This window comes from Pelagimonas varians (assembly GCF_003208435.1).
In the GTDB taxonomy this organism is placed as follows: Bacteria; Pseudomonadota; Alphaproteobacteria; order Rhodobacterales; family Rhodobacteraceae; genus Pelagimonas; species Pelagimonas varians.
In genome coordinates this window covers 92,074-108,327 of the sequence record NZ_QKMF01000002.1, presented here as the reverse complement: position 1 = coordinate 108,327, position 16,254 = coordinate 92,074, and the positions used below count along the sequence as shown (strand labels likewise).

The following is a 16,254-nucleotide window of genomic DNA, read 5'->3' as shown; positions in this document are numbered from 1 at the left end:
AGTGTTCAAAGAGCGACAGGACGCCTAGCCTGCCGCCCGCTCTGCGTTTCCCGCGTCACCCTCCGGCTCACTGCCGTTCGGGGCATCTTCTTCGCCCTTTGGTAGCGCCGTTTCAAAGGCCCGACCCAAGGCATCGGGATCCGCAGACAGAAAGTCACCAGCCTTGGCCACCGTGCACCCGGGGTGATGATATTGCAGTCCAGCCCAAACGAAATGGCGCAGCGTGACCATGCTGATTGCGCCGCTTTCAATCTCGTCAATCGCTTCCAGGGCTTTCTGGCCGGTTTTCTCTTCAAACTCCGCCAGCGCGTTGAAATCGATCCGCAGCGTCATGTCTTCGCCATCAACTTTAGCGGTCACTTCGGCGAACATTGCCTTTGTTTTCTGTGCCATGCTTTGCCGCCTTACTCTGTGATCTTGGCCATGATGGACATGGACAATGCTGCCAGCATTTTCGATTTCGGGTTGATGCCTTTGGGCAACCAGGATTTGACATAGCCGCCAAATACAGATGCCGTCGCCCCTGATCCGGCTGGCGTCAGACGCAATTGCACAATCTCATTCGTGTCGGCCAAACCGATCAACAGCAAATCAACAGGACCGCCTGGAACATAATGCGCATCGACACCCCAGGCCGCGACCGGCTTCATGCCCGGAATCGTCTCTTCGGTGTCATTTGGGCTTCCCAGATGGGTTGCGTCTTCATCCGGCGGCGTTTGATCCGGAAAATCAAAGGATTCGACACCCACGATCTCGGTCCAGGTTGGCGTTGCTCCAACACCAATTTCCACCGTCGAGCCGTAGCCGCGGATTGCTCCACTACTTGACATGGCAAGTCTCCATTTTTTGAAAGGATGAGCCGCGATGCAGCTCGGTTAATCAGTCCAGCGGATCCGCTGGCCAGGTCGTTACGTTGAACATCAGCGCAAGAGTGCTGACAGAGCTTTGGCCGGCATTGTCTTCGGAATAGGTGGTTTCCGTCAGCTCCGGCAGTTCGCCTTCACCATCGAGCGCGGCCATCACCAAACCCTCGATCTCCGCAGCATCATCATCAGCCAAATCTTCCAGATCACCGCCAACACGTTTGACAACAACCGCGAGAGTCATCATCCGCGCAGTGCTGTCATGGCTATCGCGGCCACTGGTTTCGCGGGGAATACCGCATCCGATCGATGGCAAATCTTCTGCGTTGATTGACTTGGTCCAGATATTCAGGCGCTTGAACTCGGAAAATCGCGCGCTTTCCTGCAAAGACGTCCGAACAGCGGCGCGCGCGCCCTTTCGCCAATCCGTCATTCCACCAACTCCAACTCATAGATGACAAAGGCGTCTGAAGCCGGCGAGCGTGTTGGCTGACCGTTCACGACGCGAAACCGCTCGCCAGGTGCAACCGATGGCAACACCTCGCAACCGCGTTCCAAGCGCACCGTTTGATCTCGTGTGACTTGCAAAGTCGGAGATAAAATCAAAACCGGGGCACCATCGTCGCCATCGACCTCAATCGGTTCGCGCCGGAAAATGCCTTGGACAAAGGTGGCCGGACCGGATGACGGTTCGAGATCAACGCGATCACCAAACACATCCCCCAGCATTCCGGCCATCCCATCAAACAGTGATGACATCAGATCAGCGGATCGCGCCGTCGAGCAACACCTTGCCGGTGGGCGACGGGTTCGCGGCAATCTCAACAGCCGCACCAATCAGCGTGTTGCCACTGGCCGCCGTAGTGCAACGCGAGTTGCCATCATCCCAATAGACCTTGACCCCAGCGGTCCATGCCTGCGCTTCCAGCTTTGGCAATTCAAAAACACCAAAGCGCGACACCACAATTTCGTCACCGATTTCTGCCGCCCCTTGGGCAACACCAAAGATACTGCCGGTCAGCACACCGCCACCCGAAGCCACCGCCGCAGCGGCCAGAACAGTCAGGTTTGCACCCGCTTGAATATAGTTTTTCATGTCAGAACTCCTGCTGACAGGTTTCAACAACGACAAAAGGCGACCCATGGGCCGCCCTTTGTCACATCATCTATTGGATGATTTAGCCGGGGTTCTTGTCGATCCCACGGAAGTCGGACGCCGCCGCACCAAAGATGTGGCGGGCGTTCATGGTCACACGGTCCGGGTTCATGCCTTAGATCGTTTGCACCGTTGGGGCCTCATAGCCTTCCAGATAGGCCACCGAAATCGGGGGAAGATCCGAAGACCCCAGATACCAAGAGCTATCCGACCCACTCGCAGCGCCCGCGCTCAAGTTTGGAACAACCACCGGTGTCAGAGTGCCCTTGTAGGGGTTGGCGTCCGATGTCTTGGTTGGGGTGATCCCAGCTGTGAATTGCAACGCCGCCATTTCCAACGCCGGGGGCACAATCAAAAGATCCGGTGTGATCTGCAAGAAATCCTCGCCATCTTTCGCAGAGCCAAAGGCCTTTTGCGCCCACATGCGATTGCGGCCCGCCGCAACACTCGCGATCGAGATCGCACCGCCTGGGGCCGCCAAGTTGCCGTGATCGGCATGGAACAGGGCCTTTTTGTCCGACTTCAATACAGCATTGGCCCGGATCAGGTTCCAAACCATCGACGCTTCCATGACGCGCGCTGCCATCGCAAATTCGCGCGGGATACGGTTGAAGGCGCTCATGTCGTCGTTGATCACCGCCTCAAAGGTCAGGTGGATCGTCCGGCCACGGCGCTCGACCTTCAAACCTTCGGCTTCGTCATTCAACGTCGCTTCTTGGTACTCGCCGTCTTCCTTGACGCTTTTGAGCTGGAAGTCGCCACCAAAGCGAACCGCATGCAATTCGCGGAAGTCGCTGGCCGACATCGGTGCGCCGGTGACAACATTCCAATTTGCACCACGGCGGTCATATTCGCCGATCAAAGACCGGTTCATAACTTCGGTGGTGATATAGGCAAAATCGCTCACACCATGCGCGCCGCCCATCATCGACGTTGACCGCATGCCCTGCGCAACCAGCGCATTGCGGTCATACCCGCTGCCACCCGCCAATTCCATCGCCAGACCGCTCAGGCGCATGCCGCGAAACTGCGCGCCCGGGCCTTCATAGTTGCGCATCATGGCCTGCACCAATCCCTCGCGGCGGGTCTCGGTTTCATCACGGTTGATCCGCGCGCCGCCCGATGTCGGAACCACAGGGGTTTCGGCAGCAGACATCACGGCCATCATCCGGTTGCCCGCATGTTCAGCTGGTGTGCCTTCATCAATCAGCGCATCAACCTGCATCGATGTCAGTTGACCAGATGCCATAAACGGCTGCGCCATATCGCGGATCGAGCGTTGACGTGCGCGTTCACCTTCTGCGCCGCGCAGCTCAGCCGCCGAGGTGTCTGGCGCGGCCATTGTTGTTTGCAGCGTCACCTCTGGCGCGCCAGCATTGGGCGACGTCGGGTTGGCCGGTGCAATTACCGTGTTTTCTTCTGCGGGCATTTCAAGCTCCTGAGTTGCGGCCATTTGGGCCTGAGGTCGACCGCCACCAGCGGTCTTGATTGAAGAAGGCGCAGTGCCCTCTGGGGAAAAGTGATTGCTGCACATCTGCAGCCTTTGGCCTGTCGAGTTGTGCATTGCCTGCGCAGCCACCAGGGAAAGCGATGCCGAAAGCTCTTGGGATTGCCCTGATACGGCATCGGCAAAACCCGCCTCGACAGCCGCAGGGCCACCAAACCAGGTTTCATCCGCCATCATTTGCGAAACATCTTCGGGGCTCGCACCCGATCGCGCCGCATAGACGCTGGCATAAGTCGCGGCCAACAGATCCAGTCTTTCGCCTTCGCGCCGATGATCCCCGGCACGGCCAAAGGAACCACTGCTTGGGTCATGGATCATGATAAACGACCCTTCGGAAATCTCGATCCGGGACGCCCCCATAAGCAACAATGACGCCGCGCTGGCAGCGACACCGCCAACAACAACAGTCACACCGCCGGGATGGCCCGCCAGTGCCACGCGGATCGCCTCCCCCTCAAAGGGGTCACCGCCACCCGAATTCAGCCGAACCGTTGCCGCGCCCGAAAACTGCGCCAACGCCTCGCGCACCATCTGCGCCGAGAAGCATCCGGTCTCCATCCAGCCGCACCATTCGTTACACAAAACATCCCCTTCAAGGATGATTTCGCCATTTGTAATCAGATCAGTCCCGTCCATCTTGGCTCTCCTGTTTCGGGTCGGTTTCGGTCTGGCCATCAGACGCCGGCGCATCCGGCTTTTGTTTTGGCTGTGACCGGGCGGCGTCTTCTTCGCGTTCACGGGCAATCACGTCAGGGTCTTGCCCCATCTCACGCTGCTTGCGTTGCAGGCTGGTCAGCCCTGCATTGATCTCTTCGACTGCGGCTTTGATTTCCTTGGACGGATCGATCATCGGGCGCTTTGGCGCGGTCCACTCAAAATCCTCAGGAACCGGCGGCAGCTTACGCACCTCGCGCGCCAGCGGCCAAACCTCTTTCATCCAACGCCCGATACCGTGACAAAACTGGCCGATGATCAGCTGCCGTTGCCAGACATCAACAAACCGGTCCATCTCCATCCGGCCCATTTTACCCGAGCTGAAATTGACCCCCTTGAGATCGCCGAAGGACTCGTAGCTGATCCCCAAACCCATCGCGACAGACCGGATGCCTTGGTTCATAAATTCCTGATAGCCGCCGACAACAGGCGGATCCGAGGCTGTGATCTTCTGCCCCTCTTCCAACCCAACGATTGCGCCTGGTTGCAACTCTGACATCTTTTGCCCGTCATAAGTTCCACCGGTGTCGCTGGCCTCAACAAAGAACGCCAGCAAAGCGGCGATCCGCTGCTTGAGGATTTGCGCCTCCTGGTAATCGCTCAATTCGCCCAAGGTCATCATAACCGGCGCAAGCCATGGCACCCCGCGCTGCTGCCCTGGTCGATCGACCCGGCGGATGTGCAGGATCTGGCCCGCTGGAACGCGGGTGCTTTTCAGGCTGCTACGCCCAAAACGCGCAATGTCGCCGGGATGACGATCAAACAAGTGATAGGCAACCGCGCGGCCCGTTGGCCCGTATTCGATGCCCTCTACAACTTCGTTTTTGCCGTGGCTGGTGATCCCTTCATCGAGGTGATCAACCTCCATAAGCTGCACCTGAAAAGGCAAAAGAAAATCGGGTTCATACTGTAGGTTGCGGATCCGGCGGCGGACCAACACCTCGCCATCTGTGAACACCGCATTCATCACCTGCGCTTGCAAAGCTGGCAGCGCGCTAACCCCGTAGGCATCGATATCCGGCGTCAACAAATGCTGGCGCACCACCTTCATCGCCTTGTCGGCATTGGCCTCATTTTTCATCCGCACCGAAGGCAGGATGCCGGTTCCAACCACGTTGCCCGTGACCACATCGCGGCCACGCACGGCCAGCGCGCGGTTGCGTTCCATGTCGCGGCTCAGGTTGCGCAATTGACTGCGGCTCCCTTGCGCCGCTGAATCGGCAGACGATCCCGGCGCTTTCCAACCATGGGTTCTGCGCCCCTTGCTGGCCGCATCGTAATTCATCAACGCTTGGGCTTTGGTCCGCGCACGAACGCGCGCCAAACCGCGCTCGGGGCTAAGCGACAAAATTGCCCGATCAAGCCAGCTCATTTACAAACCCCGCCCGGTTTTGGGAAAGGTGATCGTCATGCCCTGGCCGGTGCCGCTTACACCCGCTTCCATTTCGCGAATACGGCGGCGAAACTCTGCACCGCTGACAAAGGTCACTTTCTCGCCGTTCAATTCGAGGCTCAGCGCGCCTTTTGCGTACATAGCCTTTGCATGATCGACCTGCGCTTGCGTGTAAGACATGCTCACCCTCTTTTCAGATAATTGATTTGCGTGGGGGCCCGGCGAGCCTCCTGCTCAGCCCGGCGCGGTTTCGCGTTCTCAGCCAGGACAACAGCGTTCTCATTGCCGATGCCGCCAAGCGCCCATTTGGGCGGTGATGACCAATCGATCTTCAACAACCCTTTGTCTTCCGCCCCGGCCCGCGCCATGACTGAAAGATCAATGCCTTCGTTGCGGATCTCGCCCGGCTTTTTGGCCCAGCCATCCGACAGCCGTTCTTCGGCGACATACTCGCCCAGCATATCTTCATCCTTGCGCATCCAACTTGGCAGAAAAAACGCACCAGAACCGCCGGTTGCCTTTTTCAAGCTGGCCGCAAACGTGTCTTTCAACCGATCGGTTGCAATCGTTAGCAACTTGATGCCGCGCGCCTGCTTTCCGCCATGACCCCGATCGGGGAAGTCATGTCTGATCCGGAACGGCGTTTTCCAACCGCCCTGCCCGCGCGACACGCGCCAGACTTTTCCCTCTTGGGCCCGTCGCCGCCCGCGCAAAAACTTCTCCGCATTGTCGCTGACCCCAGGGCGACCCTGGAAATCGACAACCACCCGCACCGGCGATAGCCCATGATCCGCGCCAGCAACCGAAATCACCCGAGCAGCCAACGGCTCAAGCACCTTCCAATCTTCAAAGTAACGCGCCGGATCCAACTTGCGGGCCTCTTCACCCTGCCCCATGTTTGGCGCATCCGCAGGTGGCACAGTTAGATCAAACCGGTCGACAACCTGCGCCTGACCTTCCTCGCCAAAGGCCGTAATCTGAACAGGGAAATAAGTGCCTTGCACATCCACCGAGATCACAACAAACCGCGCCCAATCAGGGGCAACCCCCTTTTCTGCGTCCTGCAGATTGTCGCGTAGAAAACTCAGGCTTAGATCCCCTTCGTTCACATTCGCGGCGCGCTTATAGGGCACTCCGATATCGGTGTAATAAAACCGCGCCAGATCAAGATCATCGCCCAGCTTTTCCATTTCGCGCTCGGCTTCCAACTTCCGCGAAACCAAATCCGACCAATTGGCAAAAGTTGCCGCCGCACCGTTCAACGCCCAACTGGCAATTTCCGTGCCGCGTACTTTGCTATCGCCAAGCGGCACCAATTCGTCGCCGCTGTCGGTTTCATGCAACCAACCGCCCCGACCAAGAAGCGCCGCACGGTTCAATTCATTCTTGTGCTGCGACCCGATCAGGCAATGGCAGAACGGGCATTCCATTTCTGCGCTCTCGCCCGCATCACGCGGCGACAGCTCTGCATTGAAATGTAGCTGCTCCAAAACCGGTTGGAACAGCTCGCCACAGTCACGACACTCCCAATACCAGCGCCCACGGGTGCCGCGATTGTAGAGCGGCACAATCCCATATTTGACCAGCGGCATCTCGTGCGGGCCCGGTTCATAGTTGCTTTGCTCACCCTCTACCACCGGCCACGCCGGGGTGCTTTCTGCCAGAACAAACCCGCGTGACAGGTAGGATTTGATCCGCTGCAGGGCCATTGTAAACGCCGACCCTTCTGGCGCATCCTTGCGAACCCCGAGTTCAGGCGGGAAGTGGTCAAAATCAGTCAGGCAGACCAATTTGTATTTGGCTGATGACAGCCATTGCGGCGTTGGATAGCCAAGGTTGAGGCGCATGCCCCGAAACCGCTTGCGGCTGAATGTGCTATCCTCACGGGCACGGCCTAGACGATCGGCAATTTCCGGGCTGTTTTGGATCACCGGGTTCAAAGACTCTTCCACCCATCGATCACGGCTAGGCCGGTCCATATGAATGATCAGCACCGGCGACGGATCGCAAACCACAGGCCGCAAGGCTGTGGTGATCAGCGCCATTGTTTTTCCCGACTGCGCGGGCCCGACAAATGCGCCCCCTTTGTAAAGCCGTGACAGAACCGTATTGGACGGCTCAACCATGTAGGGCGTCACATCGGGATCAAAGTTTTGCCAGACCCCACGGGTTTCAAGCCGGATATTGCGCCTGGCCGATTCAGTGACAGAGATCCTGCTCGGCGCATCCAACAGCGGCAATGCATCCGCCAGCAATTCATGCGCCCGCGCAAATGGCGGCAATGGCGGCAGATCTGAAATCTGCCCCAATGCCCGATCACTAATCTCAAGCATGTCAGCCCGCGTCAGCTTCGCGCGCGAGCGGCACAACCGCAGCCGGCTGAAAACCACCATCCGAAATCTGCTTGCGCATTTCGATCAGCATCCCGTCGAAATAGCTTTCGGCCTTGACCACTTGCAGCGGTGACAGGCTGAACTCTTGTTCCAAAAAGTCCGGCGCGCTGGTGATAACATTGCGCAACGACACCAGCAGGTGATCCAGCATCTCTTGCACATGTGCAGTGCGGACCAGCTCGCCGCGCTGCTGCGCCGCTTTGTTGCGGATCAGCTCCGCCTCGGACCATTCGCGAATTTCCTTGGGCGACATGCGCGCGCTCTCAGGCGTTTCCTCTTCCCCTAAAAACAGCATCGCCTTTTGTTCGGCCCGATGTTCTAGTGTGCGCCGCGCCGCATGATCCCGCCCCTCTTTCCATCGTCGCCAGGCAAAGCAGTGGCCAAATCTCAGCTCATAGGATTGACCGTTTCCGCCCCGCTTTTGGACCGGCATGCCTTGGTCGATCCATTTGCCGATCGTGACAGTCGACACGTCCATCGCTTTCGCCATCAACTCGACATTGAAAACAATATCATCCTCACCCTCAGGCAAAGGGTAGTCAGACAGATCCAGCACCTCTCCACCATCAAGAGTGATTAGATCAGACATCCCTCAAATTCCTTTCATATAACAACAACAAGAACCCCAACCCAAGCACTTGAAAACCAAAACAAACACGCACGAAACGGGGTGCGAATTACCCGCGTGCGATCAGAGCTTAGGAAGGACCCGTGGGGTTATTTTCGGCTGGCCATCGCTCGATCGAAGGCAGCAAAGAAACGAGCCGGAAACTTTTCGTTGAAGACCTCTTGCGCCCCATCAAAGAACCCAAGTCGCTTGGTATAGCTTGGCGCGGCGTCCAGAAAATGCGCGACCTTGGTCAGCTTCTCTCGCTTCCCTTTACCGGTTCGCTTCCAGATACCGGACGACAGGTTCGACCGTTTGTCCGGAACAAAATAGCGAGCCCTCGACTTTGCGGCTTGCGCTGCACCACTGGCTGCAGACAGCGCCTGCTTGCGTTGCGCCGGCGACCAATTGCCATATGCATTCAGCTTTGCACCCGCAGCGGGAACCAATGCCGACACTAAGCCTTCATAGGGCAGCGTGGCCCCAAGCATCCGCTCCATTCCGGTTTGCGGGCGCGCGCCGCCATCCTCTTGGACTTTCAGAAAGTGCTTTGACCCAACCGATGGCCGCTCCTGCACCCGCGCTTCCATGGTTTTCTTGTTCGCCCGCCAAACCATAAAGGCGTTTTTGGTAAACCGTGTTGGCCGGTCAAAGACGACCTCCATGCGGTTTTGAACATGATCCAACATATCCGCTGCGGTATCGTTGAGCCCCCAAACCGTCGCCATAGGCAACTGCTTGCGCTCAATGTCGGACAGCCCGCGCGACACATCGCTATGGTCCACCGTCAAGCCAAGAGCGAAATCATTCATTGCGCGCCCCCAGAAAAGCAAAAGCGCCCGACAGTTTCCTGCGGGCGCGTTTCGGTTCAATGGCAATATGTCAACAGATCCTAACTTTCGTCAAGCGTTATTTCCACGGCTCCAACTCAGGCATGTCATTTGTCACCTCGAAACGGCTCAGCATCGACTGCTGCTGCAACGACGCCCGCAACTCCAACAACGCACCCCACCAAGCGAAATAAGCCCGACGCGCCCGAGCAATCTGTGAAACCGTCGGGCGAACCACCACCGGACAATAACTTACCGCATCATGCACAATCACCCCCTTGCGATTGCGCCGAGGCTGCTTTGGCCATCCATCGCACCCCAGACCAGCGCTGTCCGCAGTCTTAGCCTGGCACCCGTGCTGATTGGTATATGAATCAACAGGCACGATCACAGGCTGCGCGTTTGGCATCCAATCAGGCACCTGACCCACCCGCGCCAGATCCGCAATCGAGATCGCCATAGATCGCCCGCCAACACTGTCCGGCAATGCGGACAAAGCAGAGGCCACGATGTCAGCGTCGTGATGCGGCTCAGACGATCCACCACCGTCAGGTCGACAGCCAAGAATACTCTGCTGCATCAGTACATATTCGATCCCGACACCGGCACGGCCACCGGTTTCACTGCCGATTTCGTCAAAGTCCAACTGCGCGCATTCAGACCGGAACGCCCACTGCAAAAGATCCCGGATGCTAACAGGCTTCTTCGAAGCAACACCGCCCAACCGAAAACCCGCCTCTGTTTTGATCGCCGCTTGCATCATTGCACAGCCCCCTTACGCTCACTCAAATCCGCAATGTCCCGACACTTTTGCAACGCCATCAACCGGCGCGACCGCCACTGGTCCTCTTCGTCAGTCAAGGTCAAGCCACGCTGCAACCGGTCGTCAAGTTTTCGCAAACGCCCCACAGAATCCGACGCGCGGTCTTTGATCTGCGTCACCCCGTAATCCAGCGGCCAACGGCGGATCCTTTTCACCTCTGCCAGCAGTTCCGGGGCCCAGCCGCCAATCAAGGAATCGCGCCCCAGCTGCGCAGCGAACACCGCCCGCACCAAGGGCGAGGCGTCATCACCAGGCGGCTGGATTTGCGCAGCCCACTTCAAAATCTTTACCGCGATTGGAAACCGGTCCCCCTGCTTGCCATCCGGATTGGCGGCAACCTGCTCTGACAACGCAGCAAGGCTTTCATCGCTCATATAGGCCAGCTTTGATTTCACCTCGGCCAGCATGTCCTGAAACTGTCCTGCCCGCACCGTCGACGGCTTGGACAAACCCAACCGCGTCAACGGATCAATCAACAACGCTTGAACCCGCTTTTCACCCACTGCTTGCTCTGCACTATCCATCACCCAATCCTTTTCTCAGCCAATCCCGACTTATCCACAGGTCCACCGCTGGTTTTTGCGCGGCACATGGTTTCTCATTTCTTTCTCATTTCTTCTCTTTTCCTTTCAGCGGCGCGATTTTTAAACTTTCCGAAAACCTCCAAAAACTTCCTCGGAACTTCCGATTTCTTCCGCCGGAAGATTTCGCGCGGTTTTCAGGGCTTTGAAGAAAGGTCGTTCAGCGCTTCTTTGACGCGCTTTTCTGTCGCGCTCCCTCCTGGAAAAGCTTTGTCGATCCAGTCGCTGATCTGGTTCAGTAAATCATCGCTTTCCGCGTATCGGGCAGCACCTGGAATACCCCGCAAGCGCGCCGCAATCGTGGTCAGGCGTTTGCGCATGCGATCATCAGCCAGCTTGGCAGCATTGCGGCGCTTTGACTTTAACGCCTCGACAGCGATTTCAGTGACCACCGGATGCGCCCAGCGTATTTCGCCATTGTCACACAGGACCTCGCTCCACCCTTGCAATGGCGACAGATCGCGCTTTCGCAGCGATTTCCAGCGATCCAACGGGAGGTGCAGCATAAATGCCAAATCAGCGTCATCAAATGGCAGGGTGCCGATAGGAGTTTCATCCTGCGCTTTGCAAAACAGCTCAAAACCATAGAACCCGACTTCGGGATCCAGATATGCTTTCTTGCGAAACGAGCTGCCCCGCCAGCGCTTCAAATTCCACTGCAAGAAAAAATGAGAATCCAACCGCTCCGAGGCAGAGATTGGATATAGCTCAAGCTCAGCGTTTACCGATTTCAATTGGGCCGTCATATCACCAACTCCCCCGCGAAATACACCGCCAAGGCCAGCCGCAAATCATGGCGGGCCAGCGCAAATTCATCTTCATTCTGATCGCCCGCCGCACGGCAGACACGCAGCACCGGCGCAGCCAAGATCCGCAGCGTCCCTGCGTTTGGCCGGTCAAGGCATGCATAGGACGCCGCTAAGACAGCCAGACAGTCACGGCATGCGACCAACCCGCCACCTTGCAAAACCAGCACCGCGCAGCTTGCAACGTAGTGCTGCAAAGTCTTGGCGCTTTGGCGTCCACTGATCATCAACCGCGCCGGATGCGGCCTTTGGCGAACCGCGCTCATTTCGGCACCTCTGCGCCGCGCACAACGCCAGCGACCATTTGCTTGGCATCATCAAACTGGTGCGGCAAATCGTTCTCGACAAAGCCCGTCGCGATGGCCTTTCCGGCCCCGCAAGTATCATCAGGATACAGCCCCCAGGTCACCACACCGCAATCCAGCGCCGTGACGCGAAAGGTAAGATGTCCAAGCTTGCATTGCGATTGTGCCCGCATAGGCGCGGATGGAATTGCCATCATGCCGCCCTCACTTGATGCCAAAGCAATTGTACTTGCCTAATGGTCAACCCATGACGCTCCGCCAATTCCGACAACTCGCCCGACAGACCGCGCTTGAACCGCAACCCGAACAATGCCGCAATCAAACCTTGGTCAAACCGCGCTTCCAACCGATCACGCAACCGAACCTGCGCGGGCGTCAACGGCTTGGGGCTAGGTGGCAGCTTTGAATCTGCCACCACGTCCGGCACCTTTGCTGCATCACGCAGCTTTTCCAAGCGTGACCTGATTGAACCGCGCGACCGCCCCAACCGTTGCGACAATTCCCCAATCGTCACGCCACTGGTCAAGCTATTGCGCAAAACCTCATCTTCGATTGCCGAATATGGCTTTCGGTCCGCATCAACTGTGATCGACCACCCTTTTTGCGCCGCCTTGGCGCGAACCCGTGTTGCAGGCAAGTCCATAGCCTTTGCAATCTCGGCTGCGGTTTTCCCATCGCCAATCAATCCCGACAGGGTTTCAACCTGTTCGGTAGACCAGCGGAATTTATCCAGAACGGACGGCAGCCCAAGTGCCGTGCGGTGCGCGCGCACTTGATGACCGCTAACGCCCAAATCCTTCGCAATCACGCCGTCAATCTGGCCTTTTCCGTACAACTCTTGAAAGCGCTGTTTTTGCTCACGCAACATCAACATATGAAACCCCGCATAGAAAAAGACCCAGCCGCGCGAACAGACGCAGGCCGGGTCAGGTCAGGCAGTAAAGCGCGCATAACCCGGCGCGCAGGCGAGAACCGACCCCCATCGGAAAAGGTGGCCGATACCGATGCCCCGACACCGGCCAAAGTTTCAACGACAGGGAGGAAGTGCACCGAAGCCCGGCGCAGGCACTCGCCATCAGGCGAATTCGAAAAACGGGATAATTGGCGGCGAGGTATTCGCGCAAGGGAGGAGGATACGCACCCCACCCCGCCGCCTGTACGGCAAATGCGCGCCCGCATTGCCGATCTGAAAGGGGTTGCCTTTGGGTTAGTACTATGGATCAGTTCGACCCAGCCTATTGAACTGCACAAGGTATCCACATGCTTAAAATCACCATTGCCTCGATCGCAATTCTGGCTAACAGCGCGACGGCTGAAACCCCGCAAAACATTCAAAACCACGAAGTGCAAAAAGCCTATTTTTCGGCCCCCTGCATACATGTTGTCGCAACCCTCGACGCACCAAGCGACTACGGTGCAGACCTTGAGACGGCAACGCGTGTTTTGACCAACAAGATGATTACATGGGGCCATCTTTTGGGCTTCGAAAGCGCACACCCCGGCATTCGCGGCGAGCATGAAACAATCCTCAAACGATTGCGCGCAGAATGCGCTAAGGCCCCCCAAAAGACTTCGATGGAACTGCTCAACCGTTTTGTGCAGGATTTGTAGATCGGCACTCATGCCCGCCCCCCTGCCTGCGCGGCCTTCATGCCCTGCAGCGCTTGGCGAAAGGCATCCAGCTTGGCCCCATAAAACCGGCCCGTTTTGCCCTTGGCCATCCGCTCGTAAAACCGAACCCACGCCACAGCATCATCCAGCCCGACGATCTGCGTCGCGTGGTACTGGCCCGAAACCGTGGCGCTCAAACCGCTCTGGGATACAATCACGCGCAGGGTCATGACCGCACCGCGCGATCGGCCATCATCGCCCACCAAAGCGCGAAGAAGCCGACAAACCAGCTGGCCAAGTCCCACAGGGAATCGAACCAAACCAAGGTCGACCAGCCCGCGTTCGGCAGATCTGCCCCCAACTCCTTGACGACGATCAAGGCAAAACCGGCCCACAGCCAGGCAACCGACCAATCGCGCAACAGCACAAAGGCCGAAACAATCGTCGCCAATCCGACATGCGCAAAGGTGACAGCCCAGAAATACATGAACCGCGACGTGACAATTTCATCACCCGCGCAGCTCAGACTGCTGTGAAACAAGGTTGCAAACTCGCCCGCGAAATCCATCACTTCTGCCCCATCTTTTCCATGTATTCTTCGCGGGTGCTTTCCCCGACAAGGATCTGCATCGTGGTCCAAACGCCATGCGCTGCCCCGACGATGAAAATGTCTTCGATGCTGGCGCTATGCGAACAGGCCAGCCAGTTCTGGATGGTCTTGTCGCTGACCCCCAATCGCGGGGCCCAGCTGCGGGCGATCTCTCGATCCGACGCGTCGGGGAACGGGTGGCGCAACATGTCCGCGAACCGCGCGCGGGCCAAATCTTGGGCCTCAACCCGATTTGCGGTAAAAATCTTCTCACGCCGACCCAGTAAAAACCGGAAACCAGCCCAAAACACCTGAAAACCTGTGCAAGACTTTTCCCGCCGACCTGCGCCAGACTGAGAACATGAAACACGCTCAGACATATTTCGCCCCGAACGGCTCATACGGCCCCGCACAGGCTTGCTCCAACGAGCTTTCGGCATGAGGGAAAAATTGAACTTCGGACAACTCAAATCCAAGCGACTTGGCGCACGTCAGAACATTCAGCTTGTGCTGATCCGGTATGCTGCCCCGAACCTTCCAGCTCATCACGGTGGAGGGACTACACCCAATAGCGGTTGCCATTGGGCGCACTCCGCCGAAGGTATCAACTATTGTATCGACATAACTCATAATTGGGTTGTGCGCTTTTTGCGCATATTGATCAAGCGCAATTTGCGAACAGACCCAATGCGCAATCTGTGCGCATATTGAGATCATGAAACAGGAAAAATCAATCGGAACGGAGCTAAAGGCTCTGCGCGAAGAAGCTGGGCGCAGCATCCGCCAAATGGCGGACGCACTGCAAATGTCGAGCTCGTCCAGCTACAATCACTACGAGACCCGCTACAAGAAGGACTACCTGCCGCAAGACTTGACGCTAAAAATTGCATCAATCCTTAGTGAATATGGTATAGATAAAAGCAGGGTGCTGAACTTGGGATCACTTCCCCAGCACGACCCTAACCAAGAAAACCACGGCTTTCAGGAGGGTAAATCGCCAAGAATCGATGTGTCAGTATTGCTGGACGAGCCAAATCCCCCGGCAAACCTGCCGGGTGACGGAACGAACACGGTCAAACTCGCGATTGTCGGAAGTCAAATTCAAATCGCAGCCACGGTTGATGCTGAAGGATTTGACGAACTCATTAGGCGCTTAGAGCTAGCGCGCCAGATGATCGAGTAATTTATGTGCGCATTTTGCGGTTGACATAAATGCGCAATTTGCACACAACACCTCCATCAACACGATGGAGGTTTCAAGTGCAGACGCACCCCAGCGGACGCCCCGCAACACATACCCCGATCAGCATTCGCAATCATCTGATTGTCCCGCCCTGCGGCCCCGCACCATCGCGGGAATTGATGCAAGACGCGTGGTGGCGTGCCAAAGAACGCCAACAGCTCGAAGACGGCACATCCGCGCGCATCCAGCCCCAACAGCTCGATCAGCTTTCAGACATGATCAACGGCCGCCCACTGGACAAAGCCGGATCCGCTGAAATCCACATGATCGCCCGCCGCCGCAACTTGCTGTGCCACAAATTCGGCTTTCGAGCAGCGAAGAATGGCGAAAGCACAAACTAATGGCCGCGCACACGCACAATGCGCCCGCTGACGGCGCGGAAAGCCAGTTATGGTATGCCCGCGCCGCATTGGCCGATCCGCTCAGCCACGATGATGAAACCCTGCGCGAAGCCGCGAACATCGTCGCGCAGCACGGAACCAAGGAAGAGGCCAAGGCCGCAAAACGCTTTGACGGCCACGCCTCCAAACGCCGGTTTGACGATATGCCACCCGCACAACAGGCCGGAATGCTGTGCAATGACGAACAATTCCAGCGTTTCGCCAACCTGCAAGAACGGCAGACCAACACCTCGGCAAGCACCGGCTTTGCCGCTGAATTCATCCGCACAAAATGCGGCATTCGCAGCCGCAAACAGCTGAACGAAAACCAAGACGCCGCCGCCCGCTTTGCCGCCCTGCGCACCGATTTCGACGTATGGCGCGGCAAGATCCAAACCCCACGCTGAGAGGAACGCAATGCTTGATCACATCCCCAACTTTCAGCCCGAACGC

25 protein-coding genes are annotated in these 16,254 nt (G+C 57.5%); 4 read left to right on the top strand and 21 right to left on the bottom strand.

Annotation, left to right across the window (positions count from 1 at the left end; translation table 11 throughout):
* Positions 1–24 precede the first annotated feature (24 nt).
* The 17 genes from C8N36_RS02915 to C8N36_RS02835 all read right to left on the bottom strand — a co-directional run bounded on the left by C8N36_RS02915 (position 25) and on the right by C8N36_RS02835 (position 12,852).
* Positions 25–393: a GTA-gp10 family protein gene (locus C8N36_RS02915; RefSeq protein ID WP_097803131.1), complete on the bottom strand. Its 369-nt coding sequence runs from the start codon at positions 391–393 to the stop codon at positions 25–27.
* An 11-nt stretch (positions 394–404) separates the two neighbouring features.
* Positions 405–830, bottom strand: coding sequence for a phage tail protein (locus tag C8N36_RS02910; protein WP_097803130.1), 426 nt, complete (start codon positions 828–830; stop codon positions 405–407).
* A 49-nt stretch (positions 831–879) separates the two neighbouring features.
* Positions 880–1,296 (bottom strand): hypothetical protein, encoded by a 417-nt coding sequence (locus C8N36_RS02905; RefSeq protein WP_097803129.1) that lies wholly within the window; start codon positions 1,294–1,296, stop codon positions 880–882.
* Positions 1,293–1,622, bottom strand: coding sequence for a head-tail joining protein (locus tag C8N36_RS02900; protein ID WP_097803128.1), 330 nt, complete (start codon positions 1,620–1,622; stop codon positions 1,293–1,295). The genes C8N36_RS02905 and C8N36_RS02900 overlap by 4 nt, the downstream gene beginning before the upstream one ends.
* A 4-nt stretch (positions 1,623–1,626) precedes the next feature.
* A complete protein-coding gene (locus tag C8N36_RS02895) occupies positions 1,627–1,959 on the bottom strand; it encodes a DUF2190 family protein (RefSeq protein WP_097803127.1) in 333 nt (110 codons plus the stop codon).
* A 175-nt stretch (positions 1,960–2,134) separates the two neighbouring features.
* On the bottom strand, positions 2,135–4,162 hold the full coding sequence (locus C8N36_RS02890) for a head maturation protease, ClpP-related (RefSeq protein ID WP_170125782.1): 2,028 nt from the start codon (positions 4,160–4,162) through the stop codon (positions 2,135–2,137).
* Positions 4,149–5,612, bottom strand: coding sequence for a phage portal protein (locus tag C8N36_RS02885; protein ID WP_097803125.1), 1,464 nt, complete (start codon positions 5,610–5,612; stop codon positions 4,149–4,151). Before C8N36_RS02885 ends, C8N36_RS02890 begins: the two co-directional genes overlap by 14 nt.
* The gene (locus tag C8N36_RS02880; protein ID WP_097803124.1) at positions 5,613–5,813 is read right to left on the bottom strand and encodes a phage head-tail joining protein; all 201 of its coding nucleotides are present in this window, start codon (positions 5,811–5,813) and stop codon (positions 5,613–5,615) included.
* 2 nt (positions 5,814–5,815) lie between these two features.
* The gene (locus C8N36_RS02875) at positions 5,816–7,966 is read right to left on the bottom strand and encodes a terminase gpA endonuclease subunit (RefSeq protein ID WP_097803123.1); all 2,151 of its coding nucleotides are present in this window, start codon (positions 7,964–7,966) and stop codon (positions 5,816–5,818) included.
* Position 7,967: 1 nt separating this feature from the next.
* Positions 7,968–8,615, bottom strand: coding sequence for a DUF1441 family protein (locus C8N36_RS02870; protein ID WP_097803122.1), 648 nt, complete (start codon positions 8,613–8,615; stop codon positions 7,968–7,970).
* A gap of 128 nt (positions 8,616–8,743) precedes the next feature.
* Positions 8,744–9,445, bottom strand: a complete 702-nt coding sequence (locus C8N36_RS02865) for a hypothetical protein (protein ID WP_097803121.1) — start codon at positions 9,443–9,445, stop codon at positions 8,744–8,746.
* A gap of 97 nt (positions 9,446–9,542) precedes the next feature.
* Positions 9,543–10,226: a hypothetical protein gene (locus C8N36_RS02860; protein WP_097803120.1), complete on the bottom strand. Its 684-nt coding sequence runs from the start codon at positions 10,224–10,226 to the stop codon at positions 9,543–9,545.
* Positions 10,223–10,810, bottom strand: a complete 588-nt coding sequence (locus C8N36_RS02855; protein ID WP_097803119.1) for a hypothetical protein — start codon at positions 10,808–10,810, stop codon at positions 10,223–10,225. Before C8N36_RS02855 ends, C8N36_RS02860 begins: the two co-directional genes overlap by 4 nt.
* Before the next feature lie 194 nt (positions 10,811–11,004).
* Entirely contained in the window at positions 11,005–11,613 is a 609-nt protein-coding gene (locus tag C8N36_RS02850; RefSeq protein WP_097803118.1) for a hypothetical protein, read from the bottom strand.
* Entirely contained in the window at positions 11,610–11,939 is a 330-nt protein-coding gene (locus tag C8N36_RS02845; protein ID WP_097803117.1) for a hypothetical protein, read from the bottom strand. Before C8N36_RS02845 ends, C8N36_RS02850 begins: the two co-directional genes overlap by 4 nt.
* Complete coding sequence (locus tag C8N36_RS02840) at positions 11,936–12,175, bottom strand: hypothetical protein (RefSeq protein WP_097803116.1); 240 nt, start codon at positions 12,173–12,175, stop codon at positions 11,936–11,938. Before C8N36_RS02840 ends, C8N36_RS02845 begins: the two co-directional genes overlap by 4 nt.
* Positions 12,172–12,852: a hypothetical protein gene (locus C8N36_RS02835; protein WP_097803115.1), complete on the bottom strand. Its 681-nt coding sequence runs from the start codon at positions 12,850–12,852 to the stop codon at positions 12,172–12,174. Before C8N36_RS02835 ends, C8N36_RS02840 begins: the two co-directional genes overlap by 4 nt.
* Positions 12,853–13,238: 386 nt before the next feature.
* Here C8N36_RS02835 and C8N36_RS02830 point away from each other — a divergent pair, with 386 nt between their 5' ends.
* Entirely contained in the window at positions 13,239–13,589 is a 351-nt protein-coding gene (locus C8N36_RS02830; RefSeq protein ID WP_097803114.1) for a hypothetical protein, read from the top strand.
* Positions 13,590–13,597: 8 nt separating this feature from the next.
* Here C8N36_RS02830 and C8N36_RS02825 read toward each other — a convergent pair whose 3' ends face one another.
* Genes C8N36_RS02825 through C8N36_RS24810 form a run of 4 tightly spaced genes read right to left on the bottom strand, consistent with a single transcriptional unit; the run spans position 13,598 to position 14,808 of the window.
* Positions 13,598–13,819, bottom strand: coding sequence for a hypothetical protein (locus C8N36_RS02825; RefSeq protein WP_097803113.1), 222 nt, complete (start codon positions 13,817–13,819; stop codon positions 13,598–13,600).
* Positions 13,816–14,160: a hypothetical protein gene (locus C8N36_RS02820; RefSeq protein ID WP_141467949.1), complete on the bottom strand. Its 345-nt coding sequence runs from the start codon at positions 14,158–14,160 to the stop codon at positions 13,816–13,818. Before C8N36_RS02820 ends, C8N36_RS02825 begins: the two co-directional genes overlap by 4 nt.
* Positions 14,157–14,558 (bottom strand): hypothetical protein, encoded by a 402-nt coding sequence (locus tag C8N36_RS02815; protein WP_110767775.1) that lies wholly within the window; start codon positions 14,556–14,558, stop codon positions 14,157–14,159. The genes C8N36_RS02820 and C8N36_RS02815 overlap by 4 nt, the downstream gene beginning before the upstream one ends.
* The gene (locus tag C8N36_RS24810) at positions 14,551–14,808 is read right to left on the bottom strand and encodes a carph-isopro domain-containing protein (protein WP_370739136.1); all 258 of its coding nucleotides are present in this window, start codon (positions 14,806–14,808) and stop codon (positions 14,551–14,553) included. The genes C8N36_RS02815 and C8N36_RS24810 overlap by 8 nt, the downstream gene beginning before the upstream one ends.
* Positions 14,809–14,893: 85 nt before the next feature.
* On the opposite strand from C8N36_RS24810, the gene C8N36_RS02805 reads away from it, so the two are divergent.
* The 3 genes from C8N36_RS02805 (at position 14,894) to C8N36_RS24440 (ending at position 16,208) form a co-directional block, all read left to right on the top strand.
* A complete protein-coding gene (locus tag C8N36_RS02805; protein ID WP_097803109.1) occupies positions 14,894–15,361 on the top strand; it encodes a helix-turn-helix domain-containing protein in 468 nt (155 codons plus the stop codon).
* A gap of 77 nt (positions 15,362–15,438) precedes the next feature.
* Positions 15,439–15,762, top strand: coding sequence for a hypothetical protein (locus C8N36_RS02800; RefSeq protein WP_141467947.1), 324 nt, complete (start codon positions 15,439–15,441; stop codon positions 15,760–15,762).
* Positions 15,762–16,208, top strand: a complete 447-nt coding sequence (locus C8N36_RS24440) for a hypothetical protein (protein WP_245910707.1) — start codon at positions 15,762–15,764, stop codon at positions 16,206–16,208. The genes C8N36_RS02800 and C8N36_RS24440 overlap by 1 nt, the downstream gene beginning before the upstream one ends.
* Positions 16,209–16,254: the final 46 nt, after the last annotated feature.